This window comes from Streptomyces sp. R302 (assembly GCF_012927245.1).
In the GTDB taxonomy this organism is placed as follows: domain Bacteria; phylum Actinomycetota; class Actinomycetes; order Streptomycetales; family Streptomycetaceae; genus Streptomyces.
In genome coordinates, this window is record NZ_JABBGE010000002.1 from 734,858 (window position 1) to 757,448 (window position 22,591).

24 protein-coding genes are annotated in these 22,591 nt (G+C 70.8%); 9 read left to right on the forward strand and 15 right to left on the reverse strand.

Annotation, left to right across the window (positions count from 1 at the left end; translation table 11 throughout):
- Nucleotides 1–41: 41 nt before the first annotated feature.
- The 5 genes from HHL19_RS09160 to HHL19_RS09180 all read right to left on the reverse strand — a co-directional run bounded on the left by HHL19_RS09160 (nt 42) and on the right by HHL19_RS09180 (nt 5,405).
- A complete protein-coding gene (locus HHL19_RS09160; RefSeq protein WP_169087460.1) occupies nt 42–1,019 on the reverse strand; it encodes a DMT family transporter in 978 nt (325 codons plus the stop codon).
- Entirely contained in the window at nt 1,016–2,134 is a 1,119-nt protein-coding gene (locus HHL19_RS09165) for an arginine deiminase family protein (RefSeq protein ID WP_169087461.1), read from the reverse strand. Before HHL19_RS09165 ends, HHL19_RS09160 begins: the two co-directional genes overlap by 4 nt.
- Complete coding sequence (locus HHL19_RS09170) at nt 2,131–3,324, reverse strand: biotin carboxylase (protein WP_169087463.1); 1,194 nt, start codon at nt 3,322–3,324, stop codon at nt 2,131–2,133. The genes HHL19_RS09165 and HHL19_RS09170 overlap by 4 nt, the downstream gene beginning before the upstream one ends.
- A complete protein-coding gene (locus tag HHL19_RS09175) occupies nt 3,312–4,655 on the reverse strand; it encodes an ATP-grasp domain-containing protein (RefSeq protein ID WP_169087465.1) in 1,344 nt (447 codons plus the stop codon). Before HHL19_RS09175 ends, HHL19_RS09170 begins: the two co-directional genes overlap by 13 nt.
- 75 nt (nt 4,656–4,730) lie before the next feature.
- Entirely contained in the window at nt 4,731–5,405 is a 675-nt protein-coding gene (locus HHL19_RS09180) for an iron-containing redox enzyme family protein (RefSeq protein WP_169087467.1), read from the reverse strand.
- Between the two features lie 683 nt (nt 5,406–6,088).
- Between HHL19_RS09180 and HHL19_RS09185 the strand changes: the two genes are divergently transcribed.
- Genes HHL19_RS09185 through HHL19_RS09205 form a run of 5 tightly spaced genes read left to right on the forward strand, consistent with a single transcriptional unit; the run spans nt 6,089 to nt 11,967 of the window.
- Complete coding sequence (locus tag HHL19_RS09185) at nt 6,089–7,336, forward strand: ATP-grasp domain-containing protein (RefSeq protein WP_169087469.1); 1,248 nt, start codon at nt 6,089–6,091, stop codon at nt 7,334–7,336.
- A 39-nt stretch (nt 7,337–7,375) separates the two neighbouring features.
- Nucleotides 7,376–8,500: an MFS transporter gene (locus tag HHL19_RS09190; RefSeq protein ID WP_169087471.1), complete on the forward strand. Its 1,125-nt coding sequence runs from the start codon at nt 7,376–7,378 to the stop codon at nt 8,498–8,500.
- Nucleotides 8,476–9,678 (forward strand): hypothetical protein, encoded by a 1,203-nt coding sequence (locus tag HHL19_RS09195; protein WP_169087473.1) that lies wholly within the window; start codon nt 8,476–8,478, stop codon nt 9,676–9,678. The genes HHL19_RS09190 and HHL19_RS09195 overlap by 25 nt, the downstream gene beginning before the upstream one ends.
- A 27-nt stretch (nt 9,679–9,705) precedes the next feature.
- Nucleotides 9,706–10,743: a class I SAM-dependent methyltransferase gene (locus HHL19_RS09200; RefSeq protein WP_240981482.1), complete on the forward strand. Its 1,038-nt coding sequence runs from the start codon at nt 9,706–9,708 to the stop codon at nt 10,741–10,743.
- Nucleotides 10,744–11,967: an acyl-CoA dehydrogenase family protein gene (locus HHL19_RS09205; RefSeq protein WP_169087474.1), complete on the forward strand. Its 1,224-nt coding sequence runs from the start codon at nt 10,744–10,746 to the stop codon at nt 11,965–11,967.
- A 153-nt stretch (nt 11,968–12,120) separates the two neighbouring features.
- Here HHL19_RS09205 and HHL19_RS09210 read toward each other — a convergent pair whose 3' ends face one another.
- The 4 genes from HHL19_RS09210 to mca form a co-directional block, all read right to left on the reverse strand.
- Nucleotides 12,121–12,804 (reverse strand): 4'-phosphopantetheinyl transferase superfamily protein, encoded by a 684-nt coding sequence (locus HHL19_RS09210; protein ID WP_206325401.1) that lies wholly within the window; start codon nt 12,802–12,804, stop codon nt 12,121–12,123.
- Between the two features lie 11 nt (nt 12,805–12,815).
- Nucleotides 12,816–13,694, reverse strand: coding sequence for a metallophosphoesterase (locus HHL19_RS09215; RefSeq protein WP_169087478.1), 879 nt, complete (start codon nt 13,692–13,694; stop codon nt 12,816–12,818).
- Nucleotides 13,695–13,916: 222 nt separating this feature from the next.
- Complete coding sequence (locus tag HHL19_RS09220; RefSeq protein ID WP_206325350.1) at nt 13,917–14,159, reverse strand: hypothetical protein; 243 nt, start codon at nt 14,157–14,159, stop codon at nt 13,917–13,919.
- Nucleotides 14,152–15,033: a mycothiol conjugate amidase Mca gene (mca, locus tag HHL19_RS09225; RefSeq protein ID WP_169087482.1), complete on the reverse strand. Its 882-nt coding sequence runs from the start codon at nt 15,031–15,033 to the stop codon at nt 14,152–14,154. Before mca ends, HHL19_RS09220 begins: the two co-directional genes overlap by 8 nt.
- Nucleotides 15,034–15,131: 98 nt before the next feature.
- Between mca and HHL19_RS09230 the strand changes: the two genes are divergently transcribed.
- Both HHL19_RS09230 and greA read left to right on the forward strand, forming a co-directional pair.
- On the forward strand, nt 15,132–15,533 hold the full coding sequence (locus HHL19_RS09230) for a DUF4307 domain-containing protein (protein ID WP_169087484.1): 402 nt from the start codon (nt 15,132–15,134) through the stop codon (nt 15,531–15,533).
- A gap of 189 nt (nt 15,534–15,722) precedes the next feature.
- A complete protein-coding gene (gene greA / locus HHL19_RS09235; protein ID WP_169087486.1) occupies nt 15,723–16,220 on the forward strand; it encodes a transcription elongation factor GreA in 498 nt (165 codons plus the stop codon).
- An 82-nt stretch (nt 16,221–16,302) separates the two neighbouring features.
- Here greA and msrA read toward each other — a convergent pair whose 3' ends face one another.
- Together msrA and HHL19_RS09245 are read right to left on the reverse strand one after the other, a co-directional pair.
- The gene (msrA, locus tag HHL19_RS09240) at nt 16,303–16,962 is read right to left on the reverse strand and encodes a peptide-methionine (S)-S-oxide reductase MsrA (RefSeq protein ID WP_169087489.1); all 660 of its coding nucleotides are present in this window, start codon (nt 16,960–16,962) and stop codon (nt 16,303–16,305) included.
- Nucleotides 16,963–17,147: 185 nt separating this feature from the next.
- On the reverse strand, nt 17,148–18,254 hold the full coding sequence (locus HHL19_RS09245) for a hypothetical protein (RefSeq protein ID WP_169087491.1): 1,107 nt from the start codon (nt 18,252–18,254) through the stop codon (nt 17,148–17,150).
- Nucleotides 18,255–18,405: 151 nt separating this feature from the next.
- On the opposite strand from HHL19_RS09245, the gene HHL19_RS09250 reads away from it, so the two are divergent.
- On the forward strand, nt 18,406–19,560 hold the full coding sequence (locus HHL19_RS09250) for a cystathionine gamma-synthase (protein ID WP_169087493.1): 1,155 nt from the start codon (nt 18,406–18,408) through the stop codon (nt 19,558–19,560).
- A 118-nt stretch (nt 19,561–19,678) separates the two neighbouring features.
- Here the strand turns inward: HHL19_RS09250 and HHL19_RS09255 are convergent, their stop codons facing one another.
- From HHL19_RS09255 to HHL19_RS09270, 4 genes are read right to left on the reverse strand one after another with little or no spacing between them, the layout of a single operon-like run.
- Nucleotides 19,679–19,870, reverse strand: a complete 192-nt coding sequence (locus tag HHL19_RS09255) for a DUF1059 domain-containing protein (protein WP_169087495.1) — start codon at nt 19,868–19,870, stop codon at nt 19,679–19,681.
- A gap of 56 nt (nt 19,871–19,926) precedes the next feature.
- Nucleotides 19,927–20,175, reverse strand: coding sequence for a hypothetical protein (locus tag HHL19_RS09260; protein ID WP_169087497.1), 249 nt, complete (start codon nt 20,173–20,175; stop codon nt 19,927–19,929).
- The gene (locus HHL19_RS09265; RefSeq protein WP_169087499.1) at nt 20,172–20,666 is read right to left on the reverse strand and encodes a sigma factor-like helix-turn-helix DNA-binding protein; all 495 of its coding nucleotides are present in this window, start codon (nt 20,664–20,666) and stop codon (nt 20,172–20,174) included. Before HHL19_RS09265 ends, HHL19_RS09260 begins: the two co-directional genes overlap by 4 nt.
- Before the next feature lie 32 nt (nt 20,667–20,698).
- On the reverse strand, nt 20,699–21,211 hold the full coding sequence (locus tag HHL19_RS09270; RefSeq protein ID WP_169087501.1) for a MarR family transcriptional regulator: 513 nt from the start codon (nt 21,209–21,211) through the stop codon (nt 20,699–20,701).
- A gap of 146 nt (nt 21,212–21,357) precedes the next feature.
- Here HHL19_RS09270 and ilvA point away from each other — a divergent pair, with 146 nt between their 5' ends.
- Nucleotides 21,358–22,587, forward strand: a complete 1,230-nt coding sequence (gene ilvA / locus HHL19_RS09275; RefSeq protein ID WP_169087503.1) for a threonine ammonia-lyase — start codon at nt 21,358–21,360, stop codon at nt 22,585–22,587.
- The last annotated feature ends 4 nt before the right edge of the window (nt 22,588–22,591 follow it).

The following is a 22,591-nucleotide window of genomic DNA, read 5'->3' on the forward strand; positions in this document are numbered from 1 at the left end:
ACCATCCGGACCGTGGGGCAGGGCGGTACGCCCCGACGGACTCACACGTCGTCCGCGGGGCTGAGCTGCTGCTCCTTGTCTCTGGTGGCGGAGGCGGGGGCGGCGCCGCCCGAGTCCGCGCGCTGGAAGCAGTAGAGCGCGAACAGCATGACGGCGCCACCCAGGAACTGGAGCGGCCCCATTCCCTCGCCGAGGATCAGCCACGCAAGGACGGCGGCCACGACGGGACGCAGCAGCCCGGACATCGACGCGAGGGCGGGGTCCACGGTGCGCAGGGCATAGGTCATCAGGCCGTGTCCGAGCAGTTGGCTGACGAGCGCGTAGCCGAAGACCAGGGCGTAGCCCGCGGCACTCTTCGGCAGCAGGGGGTCGCTCGTCAGGAACGCCACGGGGGCCAGCATCACCATGATCACCAGCGAGTTCGTGAGCATGATGACGGACGTGGGGATGCGCTCCCGCAGGCGTTTGGTCATGAGGAGGAACACGGCGTACAGCGCCGCGGACGTCAGGGCGAGTCCGTCGCCGAAGGCGTGCAGGCTGCTCGGCGCCCGGTCCCCCCCGCCCGCCACGACGAGCGTGCCGCCGACCACGGCGATGCCCACCGCCACCAGCTTCAGCACGGCGACGCGCTCGCGGTACACCAGCCAGGCGAAGAGCAGCACGAAGACGGGCGAAGCGTTCATCAGGAACGCGGTGTTGGCCACCGAGGTGTAGCTGACCGCCCACTGGTTGGCCAGCAGGTCGAGCCCGGAGACGATGCTGGCCAGCACGAGCAGTCCCATGTCCCGGCCGCGTATGTCCCGCACGCGCACGGTGGCGCTCCGCGGTGCGAGAACCGCCCCGATCATCATCGACGCGGCCAGCATGCGCAGCATGAGCGTCGCGGTGGGGTCCACCTCGCTCAGACGTACGAAGATGAAGGCCGAACCGATCCCCACGACGCTGCCCGCGAGGGCGAGCTGCCCCCGTACGCGCTCTGTTCGTGTGCTGGGAGGAACCGTCTCCGGTGCCTTCGTCATGAGGTCTCGCTCTCCCTTTCCGGAACAGTGACGGTGTTGAGTGCGCAGTGGACGCTTCCGAAGAGCTTGTGGTGGTTGTCGAAGGGCACGCTCACCACCTCGATCCCGCGCGGCTCCAGCAGCGGCGCCAGTTCCTTGTGCGCGGCCGTCGAGGTGAGGACGGTCCGCCCGTCGGGGAGGAAGAAGCTGTTGGCGGCGAAGAGGAGCTGCTGCGCGGCCGACAGGGGGATGACGTCGACGCCCGTCGCGTGCAGGGCCTCGCGGAGGGTCGTCGCGGCGGTGCCGGATTCGTCCGGGCTCCGATGAACGACGGCCGACACGTCGACGTCGTCGAGCCGGTCTTCGGCCACGAGGGCGACGTCGGGGCCGAGGGCCAGCCAGTGGTCGAGGTGGAACTCCTCGGGGCGCCTGCGTCCGTCCCGCACGCTGACGACGGCCCTCCCCCCGGACGACAGCTCCCCGCGGAGCAGGTCCATCGCTTCCGGGCTGCTCCGGAATCCCCCGCCGAGCACGGCCACGCGCTGCGAGACCGCGGCGTCCCCGCCCTCCAGCCAGTGGCCCTCCTCGGTCGTGAGCTCGGCCGGCCTGCCCCGGAGCTGTTCGAGGACCGTCCTGACGACCGCGGTCTCCCGCGCCCGGTCCTGCCGGCGCAGCCGGCCGAGCGCCACCGACTCCCCGAGATCGACGTAGTGGTCGCGGGGGAACATCAGGCCGAACAGGGGGCGGATCTCGTAGGACTCGTAGGCGGCGTCGGGGCTGATCTCGGCCAGCTCGGGATCGGCGTGGGTGCGCAGGTGCGGCCGGCGGATCACGATGTCCGCCAGGTCGTTGCCGCTCCAGCTGTCGAATGCCGCCCGGATGCCGGGCCAGCGATCCGGCTCGTCGGTGCCGACCGCGGCGGTGGCGAGGGCGACGAGCGCCTCCCGGGGGGCCTCCGTCAGGAGCTGACGGACACTCAGGCACTCGGCTCCGCGGCTGACCAGGACCTCCTTCAGCGCGGCCGACTCCGCGGCGGCGCGCCCCGGGTCGTACGGCGGGTCCTCGCCCATGAACAGCGCCATCTCGGCGGGCATGACATCGGCCGGGTTCTGTATCAAGAAGACGACACGGCTCATCGCCCCTCCTCCGTCAGCACGTAGCGGTAGGTCCGCAGCGTCTCGGTGACCGCGTCGGTGAGGTGCTTCGCGGACGGCGCGCGGTAGCGGAACCGCCCGAGGAGCTCCTCGTAGCCACCGGAGCCGTCGAAGCGATGGCCCGGCTCGGGCAGCACCTCGGCGTACAGGTACTCCACTCCTTCCAGCGGGCTCTGCCGCGAGACCAGGGTCCGGCCCGCCGGTTCGGGCAGCATGAGGAATCCCGCGTGCTCACGTGGGGCGCCCTGGGGCAGCGTCCGCGGCGGCTGCCCCGTGACGACGCGGAGCCAGTCGCCCACGAGGTCCACCCCGTAGACGTCGTGCAGGACGAACGGTATTTCACCGCCACCGACGCGCGCTCCGACTTCGAGGAAGACGGGCCCGTCGGCACTCTCGATGACCTCCAGGTGGAACGGCCCGTCGCGCAGGTCCAGCGCGTCCAGGCACCGGTCGGCGAACTCGCCGACGAGGTCGGCCTGCTCGTCGAGGCGCACCACGGAGGCGAGGGGCTCGCCCTGCGCGAACCCGTAGCAGGTGCCGACGTACTGGGAGCTGAGCCGGAAGCAGGTGCGGCCCTGGTGGCGCAGGCCGTCGACGTGCCAGATCGGCCCGGAGACGTGCTCCTCGGCCTCGTACTCGGTCAGGTCGAGACCGGCGAGCGTCACGGCGGGGTCGGTGCCGGGCTCGATCACGACGACTCCGCCGGAAGCCGCGCCGGCGCGCGGTTTGGCCACCACCGCTCCCCCGCAGGTACGGGCGAACTCCACGACCTGCGCGACCGACGTGACGGTGGTGAACCGCGGAACCCTCAGCCCGGCCTCGGCGACGGCCTCCTTCATGCGGGGCTTGTCCCGGAACAGCCGGGTGGCCCGCACCCCGGGACCGGGCACGCCCAGCCGCTCGCGGACGGCGGCGGCGGTCAGCAGGTCGAACTCGGACTGGGCGAACACGACGTCGAAGGGGCCGGCTTCCCGGTGGCACCGCTCGGCGGCCCGGAGCACCTGCTGCTCGTCGCCGAGCGAGGGCAGCACCTCCAGGTGACGGCCGACCCCCTGGACCATGGGCACGTGTTCCGGGACCGTCACGTAGGAGACCTCGTGCTCCTGGTGGTCGATGTACCGGTCGTACTCCGCGAAGCTGTCGCTGTGCCGGTTGAGGATCAGAAGACGCATGCCGTGGTCCCTCCCGTCGCCTTCCCCGCCAGGGCGTCCACCCGGGCCGACGCGGCCTCGCCCGCGTCTGCCCGCACGGCCTGCTCGACGTGTGTGTCCACCTGGGCGAGCGCGGCGTCCAGCGTCCGCCGGTCGTCGGCGACGAGGACGGCGTGCCCGAAGCGGTCGCGGAAGTCGGTGGCCGGCCGCAGGGCGGCTCCCGCCTCAGGGCCGACCGAGGCGGCCCGGCACCCGGGGACGGCGGAGATCCGGCGGACGAGCCGATCCGGGTCTCCGAGAACGGCCGGGTGCGGAACGGTGAAGAAGCGCACTCCCGCGACCCGTGGCCGTCCGCCCGCGTCCGGTGGTGTCACGGGCAGCCCGGCCAGGGCCTGGATCATCGCGCGCGGCAGGTCGAATCCGGACGAGGCCGCGACCAGCTCCGGAATCCGGTCACCGCCCAGACGGGCGGCCACCTCGATCACCACGGGTCCCGACGAGGTCAGCCGTGCCTCCAGGTGGAAGGCCCCGACGTGCAGGCCGAGGGCCTGGACGGCGGCCCGGGTGATCCGCTCCACCTCGGCCCGTGTCTCCGGTTCGAGCCCGGCGTCCACGATGTGCCCGATCTCGACGAAGTGCGGTTCGGGGCCGAGTTGCTTCTCGGTCACGGCCACGACACGAACGGTTCCGTCCGCGACGTACCCCTCGACGCTCACTTCGGGACCCGTCACGTACGACTCCACGAGGAGCCGGCCACCGATGCTGAGGCCCAGGTCGTCGAGGGGTTCGCGGCGGGACAGCTCCACCTGGTCGCACAGCTCCGCGAAGTCCTCGACACGGCGTACGCGGAGGCTGCCGCTGCCGTTGACGGGCTTGACGACCGCGGGGAACCCCACCCTGCGGACCACGTCCTTGAGCAGGGAGTCGTCGGCCCGTTCGACGGCGATCGGGACGCCGCCGGCCACCTTCACGCCACGGCCCGCGAGCGCCTGTTTCATCCTTCTCTTGTCCCGCAGCAGTTCGGCCGAGCGAGGGGTGATGCCCGGCAGGCCGAGGCGCTGCGCCACAGCGGACGCGGTGGGTATGGAGTACTCGAAACCGGGGACCACCGCGGCGACTTCGGTGCGCCGCGCCAGGGCGGCGGCCATGTCGGCCACCGCCCCCGCCGACCGCGTGTCCACCTGGTGGTGGGCCGCCGTACCCGCGGCGACGGCCTCCCGTATCGCGGTGGGCAGCTCGTGGACGGCCCGACGATCACCGATGTGGACACCGAATCCGAGCGCGAGCGCAGCCGGGATGAGGTCGACGCCGGATGACTCCGGTTCGAGTATCAGGACGGTCCTGTCGGGCACTACGAATCCTTACGGGTCGGCATGGCGTGACGCGGGTGTGCGCGCGCCGCGGGCGGTCCAGGGCTTCGCGGAGGCTCAGGCCTTGCGGCCGGCCGTGGTTTCGTAGAGCTCGGTGAAGTAGAGCGCGATCAGGTCGATGAAGTTGGTCAGGTGCCGTTCCGCGTCCTCGAGGGAACCCCAGCCCTTGATGGCGCGGTCCACCGTGCCCCACATCAACTCGTCGTGGTCGTGGGACTCGTCGTAGTCGATGTGGGCCTGGGAGCCCTTGACCTTCTCCAGGCCGTAGACCTCGGCCGCGTGCTTGGTGATGGCCGGGTTGTAGCGGTCCGAGTACCACTCGACGAACCAGTTCCAGACCGTGGTCGGGAGCGGCCCTTCCTGGTTGATGGAGAAGTACATGTACCCGATGAGGTATTCGGTCGACGGCAGGGGACGCATCGCGTCCACGTCGTCCTTGCTGAGACCGAACTCCTTCAGGTCGCGCAGGAACATCCCCTCGTGGTTGTTCTCTTCGGAGAGGTACCTCGCGAGCGTTGCGGCAAGCCGGTGGTCCTTGTAGCCCACCTTGTAGAGACCGTACGCGTCCACCTCGTTGTTGAGGCGAATGCGGAGGACGGTCTCGACGAGGTGACGCCGGTAGTAGTCCGGGTCCGACCACTCGGCGGCGTGGAATTCACGTGCCTTCGGAACCTTCTCGAAGAGCCGCTCCATACCTTCGGCGGCAAGCTTCTCGAGGCGTTCGCGTGACATATAAGTGCCTTTCATCGCTCGATGGTGATGGGTTTTCTGGCACCCTCGGCGCGCCGCAGCCGAAACGGGCGCGGCCGAGCTGAAGAAGAGTTTCGGCGTGCGGCACGGCCGGCGCTCCCGCTGTCCGTCGCAGGAGAATTCGGGAGTCTTGAGCTGGTCGCACGTGAGGTCATGGAACAGGTCATGGACTGACGTGGGCGGCCCACGTCGACGCGCTTTGCCGTCGCAGTAATCGCCGTGGAGTCGGCTCTTGCGGGAATGCGGCTCTCTGCCGCCCGGGCTCCACCCCGAGCGGCGTGCTCACCACCGGCATGAGATCACTCATCACAGGGCTGCACGAGGAAGGTTGTTCCTAATGTGATGCAGATCACAAGCGCACGGGATTCAGCCAACTCCCCCTCACCTCTGGATCGTTGGCCTCACGCCGTACGACCGGGCGGAGGGGGAGGGCAGCGCGGCCGGCGGAGCGGGATCCTCCGAACGGGCGCTCCGCACCGGAGGGCGACCTTGACGTCGACCGGTCGGCGGCCCGAGCATCTGCAGCGGCTCCCGCTCCCCCACCTGACTCATCCATGTCCACGCGCGACACGCCAACAGCCCTGATGCGGCGCAGAATTACCGAAAGGGACCAGCCAACCAGGTCGCCAATTGACACCCGCTGCAGCCCGACTTATCGTGACCGCATGGTTACATCAAAACCGTATGTCCTCCTCTTAGGGATCGGTACGCGTCTATTCCTGCGCGAGCGCTCGTTCTCGGGCGCCAAGGATGCGAGTTCCCTGCCTGTGTGGGCGACGGCACTCGATCCGCGGCGTTCCCCGCAGCGCTTCTTCGACCGAGTGATCGAGGCGGACGACGGTTATGCCGATTCCGTGCTCGCGGCGGTTTCCGAATGGAAACAGCGCGGCTGGGAACTGGCGGCAGTCGTACCGATCAACGACTGGGGTGTACCCACAGCGAGTGCCGTGGCGAAGGAATACGGACTGCCCGGACTCTCCGCCGATTCGGCACATGTCACACGCGACAAGTACGCGATGAAGGCGCGTTTCGAGGCGGCGGATCTGCCGACTCCACGCTCCATCGCCGTCACCTCCGAGAAGGAGATGCTCGCGGCGGCCGAGGAGATCGGGTACCCGGTCGTACTCAAGCCCGCCGACTTCAGCGGCAGCGGCGGGGTCAGCCTCGCCCACACGCGCGCCGAGGCGATCGCCGCGTTCGCGGCCTCGGTGGAACACATCGAGCACTACCGCGACGACTTCCCCATCGAAGGCACCCACTACCTGGTCGAGCAGTACGTGGACTCCCAGGAGGAGGTCTCCGTCGAGGTGCTCTGCCACGGTGATCGGCGTACGGCGCTCACGGTGACCGAGAAGTACCTTTCGGAGCCTCCCATGTTCGCCGAGGTGGGACACCTCGTGCCCAGTCACCGGGCCGGCGACAAGGCGTTGACGACCTTGGCGGAGAAGGCGTGCGAGGCCCTGGGGATCGATCGCGGGATCGCGCACGTCGAGGTCAAGTTCGACGGCAAGGGCGCTCCGTGGCTCATCGAGGCGGCGGCTCGTCCCGGCGGTGACGGCATCATGGACCAGGTGGAGCGTGCCTACGGGTACAACCCCTACACCCTGCACGTGGCTTCCTACCTGGGGATCGATCCCTTCCCTCTGGTGCGGAGCGAACCCACCCGCAGCAGCGCCGTGGCCTTCCTGAAGGCACAGCCGGGCGAGATCACCTCGGTGAGGATCCCGGAGGAGCTTCCCGAGAGCGTGGTCTCCGTCCACGTGTCCAAGAAGCCCGGCGACATCGCGAAGCCCGTCGCGGACTGGACCACCCGGGACGGCGTCGTCGAAATCGTGTGGGACGAAATCTTCACCGAGCGCACCATGATGCCCGTCAAGATCGCGGACACGCTCTCCGGCGAGATCTTCGGTTGATCCGAGATTGAGGCCCTGGGGAGAGTCTTGCCGACATCCATGATCCGCTACACCGTCGTCTCGACCGCTTACCGGCTCTTCGCCGGCACCTTCCTCGTCGTGATCAACTGGCAGATCGCGACAGCGGAGGGCGGGGGCTACTGGCGGCTGGTCGTTTCGACACTGCTGTCGTACCTGCCGGCGCTGGCGGTACCGCTCGTACTCCGCCGTATCACGATCTCGGGACAGCGCCTCTCCGTGCTGTCGCTGCTCTATGTGGCCGCGGTCTCGTTCGTGGTCAGTTTTCTCGTGGAGAACCCCACCGCGCTCGTCGTGGCGAACCTCTTCATGTGGATCGGATTCTTTTCCCTGGAGGCGAGCTGGGAAAGCTGGTTCAACGAGGAGAAGCGGCGGCAGGACGTGTCGTGGGCCAGCTCCGTCACCATGTCGGCCAATCAGGCGGCTCTGATGATCGGGCCGCTGCTGGCCCCCGCGATCATCGGAGTGGTGGGCACCCGCGGCATCGTGCAGGCGCTGACGGCCGGCTTCGCGCTCGTCGCGGCGCTCAGCTGGCCGGGAGCGGGTGCCGCCGTGGTCGCCGACACGCGGGACCAGGCCGAGGCGGGCCCCCCGGAGAAGCCTCGGGCTCCCCTGCGTCTGATCGCCACGTTCGCGCTCGTCTGGCCCGTCCTCGGCGCGTTCAACCTGATGCTGCCGCTCCAGGTCAGCGACCGCGGCGCCGGCCTCGTCGCGGTCGCCGTCGTCGACGCCTCCCTGGGCATCGGCGTCATCGTCGCGGGTGTGCTGTCGGCCCGCGCGCGGCTCTCCTCCGCCACACTCACGAAGCTGGTGATCGCCTGCGCCGTACTCGGCGGGGTGCTGTGGGCGCTGCCCACGGGTGGAGCCACCGTGGTCGCGATGGCGCTCTCCACCTTCGCGCTCGGGACCGGCTTCGGCGCGCTGCGCATCGCGCTGCGGGAGTACACCGCCACCCACTACGACTCCGCCGTCACCGGCCATGCGGTCGCCCTCGGCAATGCCACGGCGATTCCCGTCCTCGCCGTCGTCTTCCTCGTCTTCGGTGCGGCGCAACCACTGGTGTGGATCGCGCCGTTCCTGCTTGTCATCGTTATGTCGTACTCGTTCCAGGGGTGCCGAACATGGAAAGCATCGTTGAAGATCTAGTCGCCCTCCGCCTCGACCCTCTCACCCTTCGAGACACCGACCCGCACCACGGCCTCGTGGCTGCCGCCGAAGGCGTCACCACCATGGAGGCAGCACGATGCCGTGAGGCGGTCGACACTCTCGAAGCGATCCCCCCACACTCCCTCGACCCCGAGTTCCGCACCACTCGCGAAGCGGTGTTGAGCTGGGCGCGCGGGGACTTACCGAGTGCTCGCGAGATGCTGGCGAGCAGCCTGCAGAACTCCCGTGGGGAGCATGCACTGCTCACCGGCTTCCTCGCGCACATGGCCGATTTCTCCCTCGGTGACAACGAGGGAATGCTGGAGACGGGCCGCAGCCTCGTCGAGTTGCGCTCCACGATGACCCGCCGCGCCGCCGGCCTCAGTGACGGCCTCCTCGCCTTCGCACTGGAGGAGTGCGGGGAGTACTCCGACGCGATCTCCTCCGCCGAACGTGCGATGAGCATCAATCCCGACGACGTCTACGCCCTGCACGCCAAGGTGCACGTGCTGCAGAGACTGCACGACCACCCGGCGGCGAGGGAATCCATCTCCCACCACCCCAACGGGTGGGGAGCGGCAGAGCCGATGCGCATCCACATGTGGTGGCACTTCGCCATCGGCCTGCTCGGCGAGGGTGAACTCGACGAGGCTCTGCGCTGCTACCAGCTGGAGGTGCGCCGCAAGTCGAGGGCGGGAGCCCAGGAAGACCTCGACGCGGTCGCACTGCTGTGGCGGCTGGAAATGCTGGGAGGAGAGGAGTTCTCCGAGCTGCTGGCGCCCCACTGGCTGACGCTCGCGGACGCCTGGGGTGCCTACGCGGCGGACCCGAACTACGTCTTCAACGATCTGCACGCCGCGATGGCGTTCGCGAAGGCCGAGGAGTACCGGCTCTTCGACAGGATCGTGGCTTCCTGCCGCACTCGGGAGTCGCCGGAGTTCTTCCACTCGGTGTGCCGGCCGCTCTTCGAGGGCATCGCGGCCTTCGCACAGCAGGACTACGCGACCTCCGCACGGGTCATGCGCCTCGCCCTGGAGCGGCAGCAGTTGAGCATCGGCGGCAGCAAAGTGCAGCAGAGCATCTTCCATTGGACCCGGGATGCGGCCGATGCCCATCTCCGCGGCAGCAAGCCCAGCGAGCTCCTCAGTTCTCACATCCACGCACGGACGGGGAAATGAACCATGACTGAGAAAATCACTGTCACCATGGACGTGAACGACGTCGTGCAGCTCGAATATCCGGAGCCCGCGTCGTTGACGGTCACCCAGGGCAGGATCGGCTTCTACTGTCTGCCCGAGGGCGGTTACTCCGAGGAGGAGTTGCGCGAAGGCGTGACGGTCATCGGCGTCGGCGAGAAGATCAGCATCGCGGCGGGCGACAAGCTCCTGCTGACGGCCGTGCAACCGCATACGGAGTGCACCAGCGAAAGCGCCGTGGTTCCCCGGCAGCGCACCATCGCACCCGACTACCCGATCGTCTCCGCCATGCGGAAGTACGTCGCGGAGAAGGGCTACTACTTCGGGTACGAAGACCGCTACGCAAAGGTCTACGAACACGGCGCGGAATCCTGGGAGGGAGCCTCCGAGAACGCGAGCCTGCGCGAGATCCTGGCACGGCACCCGGAGATATTCGAGGGTGACATCGTGGACCTGGGCACCGGGGAAGGGCGCGACAGCCTCTTTCTGCTGAGCAGCCGAATAGGTCGCAGCGTGACTTCCTTCGACGTGTCGCACAGTGCCCTGGAGAATGCGCGTCGGCGTGCGCGGGAGAAGGGGCTGCCCGCCGACGGGTTCGTCGAGAAGGACATCATCTTCCTGCGCGACGTGGCGGCGGAGTCCTTCGACCTGGCCCTCAACATGGGTGCGCTGCACATGCTCGACCGGGCGGAGGACCGGGCGCGTCACATCGCCCGTGTCTTCGACGTGCTGCGCCCCGGTGGCCACTTCATCGTCGACCACTGCGCCTCGGAGTGGGGTCGCGGCTTCCACACCATCAAGGACTACGACGCCATCGCCGCCGAGCTGGTGCCGGGGCGCACGATCACCCGCTACGTCGAGATCGACGGCGAGCGCAAGCCCATCGACCTCGAGGTGCTGCACTACTCCGAGCGTTCCCCGGAATCCCTGCTCTCCGAGTTGACCGCCGCGGGCTTCGAGGAGTTCGCACGCGTCGACACCGACACGGAGGCCTTCGGCAACTCGACGTTGCAGGTGGTGCGGAAGCCCGGGAAGGACGCCAAGTAGATGACATCCGACCTCTCATCCCCCGCATCGGCCGAAGCGAACGTGCTGGCGGTGGCGAAGGACGTGGCCGAGGGCGCGGTCGCGCGTGACCGTGACCGAGAGCTGCCGCGCGATCAGGTGCGCGCCGTGGCCGACGCGGGTTTCAGCCGGCTGCGCATACCGAAGGAATGGGGCGGTGACGGGCTCGCGATTCCCGAGTGGGGAGACGTGCTCATCGAGCTGGCGGCGGCCGATTCCAACATCCCGCAGATCCTCCGGGGCCACATCGCCTTCGTGGAGGACGTCGTACACCGGCCCGACGAGGACTACCGCAAGCGGTGGCTGCCCCGACTCCTCGACGGGCAGGTGGTGGGCAACGCCTGGGCCGAGGCGGGCCCTATCGGGATGGGGCAGAAGAACACGCTCTTCACCCTGCACGACGGTGAGATGACGGTCTCCGGCAAGAAGCACTACACCACCGGCTCCATCTTCGCCGATTGGGCGGATGTCTCAGGACTCCACGAGGGCCGGAGCGTGGCCGGATTCGTCTCGATGCACCAATCGGGCGTCACGGTCCATGACGACTGGGACGGATTCGGCCAACGCACCACGGGCACGGGCACGTTGTTCTTCGACGAGGCGCGTGTCGACCCTCGCGACGTCTCCCCCTTCGAGGACCGCATTCGCTATCAGACGCCGCTCTACCAGTGGATCCTGCTCGTCGTGCAGGCAGGCATCGCGGTCGCCGTCGAGCGGGACATCGTGGAGGCGGTGCGGAACCGCCAGCGCAACTACTCGCACAGCACCGCCCTCCTCGCCAAGGACGACCCGAACATCCAATCGGTCGTGGGGGAGATATCCTCCATCGCCTACACAGCGCGGGCTCTGACCCGCGGAGTGGCGGAGGCGTTGCAGCGGGCCTCGGAGACGGGCCTCGCCGGGCGGGACTCGGAACAGGACCGCGAGGCGAACCTCGTGGCGGAGATCCGCTCCGAGCAGGCACAGGTGATGCTCTCCGAGTTGGTGCCGCGCTCGGCGACCCTGCTGTTCAACGCGCTGGGCGCCTCGGCGACGAGTACCGGCCGCGCTCTCGACCGGCACTGGCGCAATTCGAGGACCGTCGCCAGCCACAACCCGTCGATATTCAAGCAGCGGGCCATCGGGGACTGGCTCCTCAACGGCACTCCGCCGCCCGTCGACTGGCAGGTGGGAGCTCCCTCCACGGAGAAGACGGCTTCCGACTGACGTCGTGGAGCCGCTCGGCACGGCAGGGGCGACGGGTACGGCGCCCCTGCCGTGCGCCGGCTCCCCTTCTTCTGCGGCGAGGGCAGCCCGCTCGCCCGGTACGGCAGGGGCTTCCCCTCGCTCGCCGCTTCGAGCCACCGGCCGTGAGGGGGGTCAGCCGGGGGTTTCCCTCGTCTCGCCCGTCGCGGGGGCGTTCGGGGGGGCCGGGACGTGGACGGAGGTCACGACGTGCTGGGGGGCGACCGACCAGCGGCCGGTGAAGCCGGTCAGGGTGCGGCCGTCGACGTGCGGGCCGGGGACGAGCAGCCGGGCGGTGAAGCTGCCGTCCGGGGCGAAGGCGAGGTGGGCCTCGTCGAAGCCGAGCATGCGGCCGGCCAGCGGGAACCACGCCTTGTAGACGGACTCCTTGGCGCTGAACAGCAGCCGGTCCCAGTGGACGTCGGGCCGCTCGCGCCGCAGGTCGCGGAGGTGGGCGGCCTCCTCGGGGAGCGCGATGGCGTCGCGTACGCCGTCCGGGAGCGGGGCGTGGGGTTCGGCGTCGATGCCGACGGAGCGGAGGTCCGTGCGGCGGGCGACGGCGGCGGCCCGTAAGCCGGCGCAGTGGGTGAGGCTGCCGACGATCCCGTCCGGCCAGCGGGGTTCGCCGCGCGGCCCGGCCGGTATCGCGACGGGCGGGACGCCGAGGCGCGCCAGGGCCAGCCGGGCGCAGTGCCGGCCGGCGGCGAACTCCGCCCGCCGGGACGCGACGGAGTCCGCGACGAGCGCCGCCTCGGCGGGGAACAGCACGTCGGGCCCCGGGTCGCGGTCGAGCGTCGCCCAGGACGCCTCCGGCGGCAGGACGGCCCCGATCACCGCTCCTCCCCGCGCACCCGCAGGACGTCCCGCAGCACTCCTCGGGGCAGTCCGCGCTTGCGGTGCTCCCTCGGGTAGCCGATGGAGACCTCCTCGAAGCGGACGCCGTCGTGGAAGGTGGTGCGCGGGATGTGCAGGTGCCCGTAGACGACGGCCGCGGCGCGGTAGCGGGTGTGCCAGTCGGCGGTGAGCGTGGTGCCGCACCACTGGGCGAACTCCTGGTAGTGGAGCAGCGCGGTGTCCTCCCGTACCAGCGGGAAGTGGTTGACGAGGACGGTCGGCAGGGCCGGGTCGACGGCGTCGAGCCGGGCCCGGGTCTCGGCGACCCGCGCCCGGCACCAGGCGTCGCGGGACGGGTACGGCTCGGGGTGGAGCAGGAACTCGTCGGAGCAGACCACGCCCGACTCGTACGCGGCGGCCAGCGCCTGCTCCTGGGTGAGGCCCTCGGCCCGGAACGAGTAGTCGTAGAGGAGGAACAGCGGCGCCACGACCACCGGGCCGCCGGCGCCGGTCCACACCGGGTACGGGTCCTCGGGGGTGAGCACGCCGAGCCCCCGGCAGATCTCCACGAGGTGGCGGTAGCGCTCCTCGCCGCGCAGCTGCACGGGGTCGTCCCCGGGGGTCCACAGCTCGTGGTTGCCGGGCACCCAGATCACCTGGGCGAAGCGGTCGCGCAGCAGCTTGAGGGCGCCTTCGACGTCGGAGACGGTCTCGCCGACGTCGCCCGCGACCACCAGCCAGTCGTCGGGGGAGGTGGGGAGGACCCGCTCCTCCAGGATGGCGCGGTTCTCCCGGTAGGCGATGTGCAGGTCGGAGACGGCCAGCAGACGGCCGTCGGACCGTCCTGTGCCGGCGGTGGCGGTGTCTTCCGGCATCAGTTCTTCCACCCTCACGTGTCGGCGCGGGTCCTGCGGCGGTCCTGACGAGTCTGCGTCACGGGGCACGCGATCCGCATGCCCGCGGCCACACCCTGTCACGTCGCTCTCGGTGACGGGCCTCCGCGTCCGGAAGCACGCGTATCCGCACCGCGAGGGACGCGGTGCGGATACGTGTACGGGAGTGCGGGAGCGGGTGCTCCTGCGGGAGCGGGTGCTCCGCTACTTCGCGGCGGGTGCGGCCTTGCCGCCGCCCGGGGCGGCCTCGGCCGTCTCCGGGGCCTCCTCGAAGCTGATCTTGTGCATGTGGCGGTTCATCGACTTCATCAGCGCCCAGACGGCGAGGGCCAGGACCGCGAAGACGACGAACCCGAGGACGCCGGGGGTCACCTTGTTCTTGTCCAGCTCTTCGGCGGCGAAGGGGACCAGCTGCGTCAGTGCGAGGTGTGCGCTCATGTCAGGCATTGTCGCGGATGCCCGCGAAGAGATCTTCCTCGGGGAGGGAGGTCGGCACCAGCGACTTGCTGAGCTCGTACTCCTCCGTCGGCCAGACCTCCTTCTGGATCTCCATCGGGACGCGGAACCAGCCGCCCTCGGGGTCGATCTGGGTGGCGTGGGCGATCAGCGCCCGGTCGCGGGTCTCGAAGAAGTCGGCGCACGGGACGAAGGTGGTGAGCGTCCGCTCCTTGCGCTCGAACTCGCTCCACCGCGCCAGCCAGTCGCCGTACGGGGACTCCAGGCCCCGGTCGAGGAGGGCGTTGTGCAGGGCCTCGGTGCGCGGGCGGTTGAAGCCCTGGTTGTAGTAGAGCTTCTGCGGCGTGAAGACCGGGCCGTACTCGGCCTCGGGGAACTTCTCGGCGTCCGCCGCGCCGTCGAAGGCCACCATCGTGATCTTGTGGGTCATGATGTGGTCGGGGTGCGGGTACCCGCCGTTCTCGTCGTAGGTCGTGACGACCTGCGGACGGAAGGAGCGGATCTTGCGCACCAGCTCGCCGGCCGCGTGGTCCACGTCCTCCAGGGCGAAGCAGCCCTCGGGGAGCGGGGGCAGCGGGTCGCCCTCCGGCAGCCCGGAGTCGACGAAACCGAGCCACTCCTGCTGCACGCCCAGGATCTCCCGGGCCTCGTCCATCTCCTTGCGGCGGACCTCGTGGATGTTCTCCTCGATGGAGGGGTCGCCCTGGAGCTTGGGGTTCAGGACCGAGCCCCGCTCGCCGCCCGTGCACGTCACCACCAGGACGTCCACCCCCTCGGACACGTACTTGGCCATGGTCGCCGCACCCTTGCTCGACTCGTCGTCGGGGTGGGCGTGAACGGCCATCAGTCGCAGCTGCTCAGTCAAGACTCGATCCTCAGTGATTCGACGCGGAGCGTGGTCTCTATAGTGACGGAATCGGGGGGACGAAAATTCCGCCACCCCCGCCCCGAGAGGACCGAACCATGAGCGCCGTGCGAGAGCAGCCGCCCGAGGGGCGCTACGGGCGCTCGGCGGACGAGCGGGCCGACCGGAAGCTGAAGGTCGCCGGAGCGGTCCTCGGGACCCTCTTCCTCGCCATGATCGGCTGGTTCGGCTGGCACTACGTCGGCGCCAACCAGATCAGCGCCGAGATGATCAAGTTCGACGTGGTGAGCGACTCCGAGGTCCAGGTGCACCTGGAGGTCCGCAAGGACGAGGGCGTCGAGGGCGTGTGCACCCTCCGCTCCCGCTCCGAGGACGGTGCCGAGGTGGCCCGCAAGGACGTCGTCGTCGACGAGCCGGCCGGCCGGGTCGACCGCGTCTACTCGCTCCGCACCACCGCCCGCGCCACCAGCGCCGAGCTGCTGGGGTGTACGGCGCGGTAGCGGTGGGTAGGGACACCGGGACGGGCCCCGGCGGGCCACCGCGGTGACCTGGAGCGACGCCATCCCGATGGTTTATGTCCTCCCGCTTTCCGCCACACATTGTTAGGCTCGTGGTTTCGCCCACCCGGGAAGCACCCGCTCCCCGCGTAGGGCGATGCTTTGTATTCCCAGTACCTACGAGGAGCACCTGTGACCCAGACCAGCGACAACGTCACCTGGCTCACCCAGGAGGCGTACAACAAGCTCAAGGACGAGCTTGAGTACCTGTCTGGTCCCGCGCGTACCGAGATCGCCGCGAAGATCGCCGCCGCGCGCGAGGAGGGCGACCTGCGCGAGAACGGCGGGTACCACGCGGCCAAGGAAGAGCAGGGCAAGCAGGAGCTCCGGGTCCGCCAGCTGACCCAGTTGCTGCAGAACGCGAAGGTCGGCGAGGCCCCGGCGGACGACGGCGTCGTCGAGCCCGGCATGGTCGTCACGATCGCCTTCGACGGCGACGAGTCCGACACGATGACCTTCCTGCTCGCCTCCCGCGAGTACGCGAGCGACAAGATCGACACCTACTCGCCGCAGTCCCCGCTCGGCATCGGCGTCAACGGCAAGAAGGCCGGCGACGACGCCGAGTACGAGCTGCCGAACGGCAAGAAGGCCATGGTCAAGATCCTCAGCGCCAAGCCCTACACCGCCTGAGGGCCCCTCTTCGCGAACGAAGGGCCGGTCCCCCCGCCGTGGGGGGACCGGCCCTTCGGCGTTCCCGGAGCCTGCGCGCCGCCTACTCGGCCTTCGCGACCCCGATCGGGCAGGAGACGCCGGTGCCGCCGATGCCGCAGTAGCCGGCCGGGTTCTTGTCGAGGTACTGCTGGTGGTAGGCCTCGGCCGGGTAGAAGACGCGGTCGGCGGCGGGGAGGACCGTGGTGGTGATCTCGCCGTATCCGGAGGCCGTCAGGACCTTCTGGTAGGCGGCGCGGGACGCCTCGGCCGCCTCGGCCTGGGCGGGCGAGTGGGTGTAGGCGGCGGAGCGGTACTGGGTGCCCACGTCGTTGCCCTGCCGGAAGCCCTGCGTCGGGTCGTGGGACTCCCAGAAGACCTTGAGCAGGGTCTCGTACGACACCTTCGCCGGGTCGAAGACGACCCGGACGACCTCGGTGTGCCCGGTGAGGCCCGAGCAGACCTCCTCGTACGTCGGGTTCGGCGTGTAGCCGCCCTGGTAGCCGACGAGCGTCGTCCAGACGCCCTCGGTCTGCCAGAACTTCCGCTCGGCGCCCCAGAAACAGCCGAGTCCGAAGTCGGCGACCTCCAGCCCCTCCGGGTACGGGCCGAGCAGCGGGTTGCCGAGCACCGTGTGGCGCTCGGGGACGGCGAACTCCGGCTCCGGGCGGCCGCGCAGGGCCTGCTCCGGGGTGGGCAGGACGGGGGTGCGGGACAGGAACATCGGCATCTCTCCTCGACGCGGACGCGGTTCGGCAGTGGAGACAACGCCTGCGCGGACACCACTGTTCCCCGCGGCGCCCGTGCCTGGTGGTATCCCGCCACGGAGCGGGGGGGCCGCCACGGAGCGGGGTCCGGCCCGAGCGGGGTCCGCTCCGTGGCGGGGCTCCGCTCCGTGGCGGGGGTCCGTCAGTGGCGGAGGGTGGCCGGGCTGCCGCCGTTCGCCTCGTATCCGGCCACCGCCAGGTTCCGGTGCAGGGTGTACTCGCCCGCCGGGTCGCCGCTCAGCGTCCACGGGACCGCGCCCACGTGGCCGTCGACCCGGACCAGCTGGTGCATCGCCTCCGCCCAGCGCTCGCCGCGCACCAGGAAGTACACGAGCAGATGGCGCACGTGCGCCAGCATCGGGTCGTCCGGGCGGGCCGAGTGCACCGCGTACAGCGCGCCCTCCATCGCCTTGCCGACCACGGCCGTGCGGTAGAAGTCCTGGACGAGCACCACGTCCGGCACGTGCTCGAAGACGGCGAAGAGCGGCAGCGCGGCGAGCAGCGAGCCCTGCGGGGCGCGGGCGGCGGCCGTCGTCGCGAAGTGGTCGGCCTCCTCGCGCGAGCCGTGCCACTTCTCGCACCAGTAGTGCAGGGCCGCCAGATGCGCCCCCATGTGCCGCGGCGCCCGGTCGATGACCTTCGCCCACACCTGGTCGAACTGTTCGTGGGGGTAGCCCAGTCCTCGGGCCACCGCCAGCTGCGTGATGTACGGGACCGGGTCGCCGGGGGCCAGCAGGGCCGCCTCCTCCGCGACCTTCCGGGCCTCCTCCAGGATGATCCGGAAGTCGTCGCTGCCGGCCGCCGAGGAGCGCCACGCCTGCTGCACCAGGAACTCCGCGTGCACCGCCGCCGCGCCCGCGTCCTTCGGCGCGTCCGAACGCCAGGCGCGGAGCCAGGCGCCGCCGACGCCCGGCTTCTCCGCGAGCTCCAGGGAGGCCGCGCCGGCGAAGGCCTGGACGCGCTGCCAGCGGACCTCGCCCTCCTTCGGCGTCCCGGCGAGCAGCTGGGCGGCGGCCCGCCAGTCCTGGGTGGCCTGGACGATCCGGAGGACGTCGAGGAGATCGTGGTCCGGCCCCGGGAGCCGCACGTCCAGCTCCTCCTGCCGGACGAATCCGTACGCCTCCGGGTCGGCCGCGTCGGGCGTGCCGGGCGCGACCTGCCGGATGCCGCCTCCGCGGCGGCGCAGCAGATAGGGGCCGAGGACGCCGAACAGCAGGCCCAGGGCGATCAGGAACCAGAGAATCTCCATGCGTCCATTGTCCAGGACACCGGTGGGGAGGAACCCGCCCGGGAGCAGCCTGTGGACAACTCACCCGGCTGCTCTCCGGCAACTCCCCTCCCACGCCGCCCCTGTGGATGAATCGCGGCAGGAAACCGACCCCGGCACTACGCTCCTGACCATGAGCGACCAGCACAACCACCAGAACTTCGAGACCCGCGCCATCCACGCGGGCAACACCGCCGACCCGCTGACCGGCGCGGTCGTCCCGCCCATCTACCAGGTGTCCACGTACAAGCAGGACGGCGTGGGCGGGCTGCGCGGCGGCTACGAGTACAGCCGCAGCGCCAATCCGACGCGTACCGCCCTGGAGGAGAACCTCGCGGCGCTTGAGGGCGGCCGGCGCGGCCTCGCCTTCGCCTCCGGCCTGGCCGCCGAGGACTGCCTGCTGCGCACCCTCCTCTCCCCCGGCGACCACGTGGTCATCCCGAACGACGCGTACGGCGGCACCTTCCGGCTCTTCGCCAAGGTCGTGCAGCGCTGGGGCGTCGACTTCTCCGTGGCGAACACCTCGGACGTCGACTCGGTGCGCGCCGCGGTCAACGACCGTACGAAGCTGATCTGGGTCGAGACGCCGTCGAACCCGCTGCTCGGGATCACCGACATCGAGGCGGTCGCGGGCGTGGCGCGGCAGGCCGGTGTGAAGCTGGTCGTCGACAACACCTTCGCCTCGCCCTACCTCCAGCAGCCGCTGGCGCTCGGCGCGGACATCGTCGTGCACTCCCTCACCAAGTACATGGGCGGCCACTCGGACGTCGTCGGCGGCGCCCTGATCGCGGCCGACGCGGAGCTCGGCGAGGAGCTGGCGTACCACCAGAACGCGATGGGCGCGGTGGCCGGTCCGTTCGACTCGTGGATCGTGCTGCGGGGCATCAAGACCCTCGCCGTCCGCATGGACCGCCACAGCGAGAACGCGACGAAGGTCGCCGACTTCCTCACCCGGCACCCGAAGGTCACGCAGGTCCTCTACCCGGGGCTCGCCGAGCACCCGGGCCACGAGATCGCGGCCAAGCAGATGCGGTCCTTCGGCGGCATGATCTCCTTCCGCGTCGAGGGCGGCGAGGAGGCGGCGGTCGGCGTCTGCGACCGCGCGAAGCTCTTCACCCTGGGCGAGTCCCTCGGCGGCGTGGAGTCGCTGATCGAGCACCCGGGCCGGATGACGCACGCCAGCGTCGCCGGTTCGGCCCTGGAGGTCCCGGCCGACCTGGTCCGCCTCTCGGTCGGCATCGAGAACGTCGACGACCTGATCGCCGACCTGCGCGAGGCGCTGGGCTGATCCGCGGGGCCGGTCCGCGGGGCTGATCCGCGGGGGCCGGTCCGCGGGGCCGGTCCGTACGGGCCCCGGGTACGGCGGCGAGCGTTCCCGCCCGCCGTACCCGGGACCACCGGGCCGTTCAGGTCCCCGGCAGCGGGTCCTTCAGGCTCGCCCGGATCTCCGCCCGCAGCTCCGGCGAGTCCGTGTGCTCGTGGACAGAGACGGCGTGCTCGGTGGCCGCGCGGACCACTTCCTCCTCCTCGCCCGAGATGTAGAGCGAGCAGCCCGACACGCTCGGGGTGTCCCGGCAGTCAGTGGCTTTCCTGGTCATGTCGGCCTCCTGCGGCGCTGTTCCGACCGACCCCTTCCTCCAGCCTAGAACCGTCCTCACGGCCCGGCGAACGGCGGTGTCGTCGCGGCCGGCGGCGGCTCCCAGGGGCGGGCCTCGGCCGCCCAGAGGGAGAAGGCGAGCGCGGCGATCCCGGCCAGCACGCCGCCGGTCCGCCGCAGCGCCCGCTCCCGCCGCCGGGCCCGGCCGCCCCGGGCCGCCGCCCACACCGCCAGGTCGCCGGGGACGGGCGGATGGGGCGTGTCGAGCAGCCGCCGCACGGCCGCCTCCTTGTCGCCGTACCTCACCCCGCCGCCCCCTTTCCGACGCGCGCCGCCCCGTCTCCGTACCTCACGCCGCCGCCCCCGTTCCTGACGCGTGCCACCGCCCGGGCGTACACCGCGCGGACCCGGGCCTTCGGGAGGCCGAGCAGCGCCGCGGCCTGTTCCTCGGGCACGTCCTCGTACAGGCGCAGCACGAGGACGAGCCGCTCCTGCGGGGTGAGGAGGCCGAGGACGCCGCCGCGGCCGGCGCGGTGCCGCCGGGCGGTCCGGGCGAAGCGGAGGGCGAGTCCGTCGCGGGTCAGCGCGTACGGATCCTCGTCGTGGCCCCGGTCGCGGACCGCGTACGTGTGCGCGAGGGCGGCGGCGAGGAGCGCGCGGGCGTACGGGTTCCGGGCCCGGGTCTCCGCGGTGAGCAGCGTGGCGACGTGCAGCAGCCGCCCCGCCGCGCCCGCCACGAAGGCGTCGAACTCCCGGGCGCGGGCGGCGTGTTCCGATCGGGTCCGCTGCTTCCCCACCGCTCATGTATGGGGTGGGGAGGGAAGCCGGGTCAACCCCCCTGCGTCGAACTCCCGGTCCCCATGGGGTGTCCCGACTGGCGGGCGGAGAGCGCCGCGTTGAAGCGGGTGAGCAGGGAGCAGAAGGACTCGCGCTCGTCCTGCGTCCAGCCGTCCGTGACCTCGGCCATGAGCGTGCGGCGCGAGGAGCGGACCTCCTCCAGGCGCTCCAGGCCGCGCGGGGAGAGCTGGAGGACGACCGCGCGGCCGTCCTCGGGGTGCGAGGCGCGCTTGACGAGGCCGGAGTCGACGAGCGGGGCGACCTGGCGGGTCACGGTCGAGGAGTCGATCCCCATGCCGGCCGCGAGCGCCTTGACGCCCATCGGCCCTTCCTGGTCGAGGCGGTTGAGGAGGAGGTAGGCGGCCCGGTCCATGGAGTTGCGGAGCTGTCCGGTGCCGCCGAGGCGGGTCTGCTCGGCCCGGCGGGCGAAGACGGCCACCTGGTGCTGGAGGGCATCGAGGAGGCCGGGGTCGAGCTCGGTCGTCATGTCCTGAGATGTGGGCATGGCTGGGGGGCTCTCTCGTGCGGGGGTGGTCGGTGTGGGGGACAGAGTACGCGGACAGGACGGGCTCCGTACCTGCCGTGCGCAAACCCGCCGCGGGCCCGCGGTCCGCGCGGCCGCGACCCCGGTGAGCTGCGAGACTTGGTGTCATGACCTTCGGTACGCCATACCCCTTGCACCGGCTGATGCTCGACGACGTGCGCGGGGCGCAGAAGATGCTGGCGGGGGTGGCCCGGGTGACCGCCATGGAGGGCAGCCGCCACCTGTCGTCGCTGGTCGGGGCGCCGGTCCTGCTCAAGTGCGAGAACCTCCAGCGGACCGGATCGTTCAAGCTGCGCGGCGCGTACGTGCGGATCGCGGGGCTCCGGCCGGAGGAGCGGGCGGCGGGGGTCGTCGCCGCCTCGGCCGGGAACCACGCGCAGGGTGTGGCGCTCGCCTCACAGCTCCTGGGGGTGCGCGCGACGGTCTTCATGCCGGTCGGCGCCCCGCTGCCGAAGGTCGCGGCGACCCGTGACTACGGCGCGGACGTGCGGCTGCACGGGCACGTGGTGGACGAGACGCTGGCCGCGGCGCAGGAGTACGCGCGGGAGACCGGCGCGGTCTTCATCCACCCCTTCGACCACCCCGACGTCATCGTCGGCCAGGGCACGGTGGGCCTGGAGATCCTGGAGCAGTGCCCGGAGGTCCGCACGATCGTCGTCGGGGTCGGCGGCGGCGGGCTGGCGGCCGGGATCGGGCTCGCGGTGAAGTCGGTCCGGCCGGACGTGCGGATCATCGGCGTGCAGGCGGAGGGCGCGGCGGCGTATCCGCCGTCGCTGGCCGCCGGGCATCCCGTGGTCGTCGACGCGCCGGTGACGATGGCGGACGGCATCAAGGTCGGCCGGCCCGGCGACGTGCCCTTCGGCCTGGTCCAGGAGTACGTGGACGAGGTCCGCACCGTCTCGGAGGACGCGCTCTCCTCCGCGCTGCTGCTCTGTCTGGAGCGGGCGAAGCTGGTGGTGGAGCCGGCCGGGGCGAGTCCGGTCGCGGCGCTGCTGAGCGATCCGTCCTCGTTCCGGGGCCCGGTGGTCGCGGTCCTGTCGGGCGGCAACGTCGACCCGCTGCTGCTCCAGCGGATCCTGCGGCACGGCATGGCGGCGGCGGGCCGCTATCTGAGCCTGCGGCTGCGGGTGGCGGACCGGCCGGGGGCGCTGGCGACGCTGCTCGCGGTGCTGACGGTGGTCGACGCGAACGTGCTCGACGTCAGTCACGTACGGACCGATCCGCGGCTCGGCCTCACGGAGGTGGAGGTGGAGCTGCACCTGGAGACGAAGGGGCCGGAGCACTGCCGTGAGGTGGAGGGGGCGCTGCGGGAGGCGGGGTACACGGTCCTGGCCTGAGCAC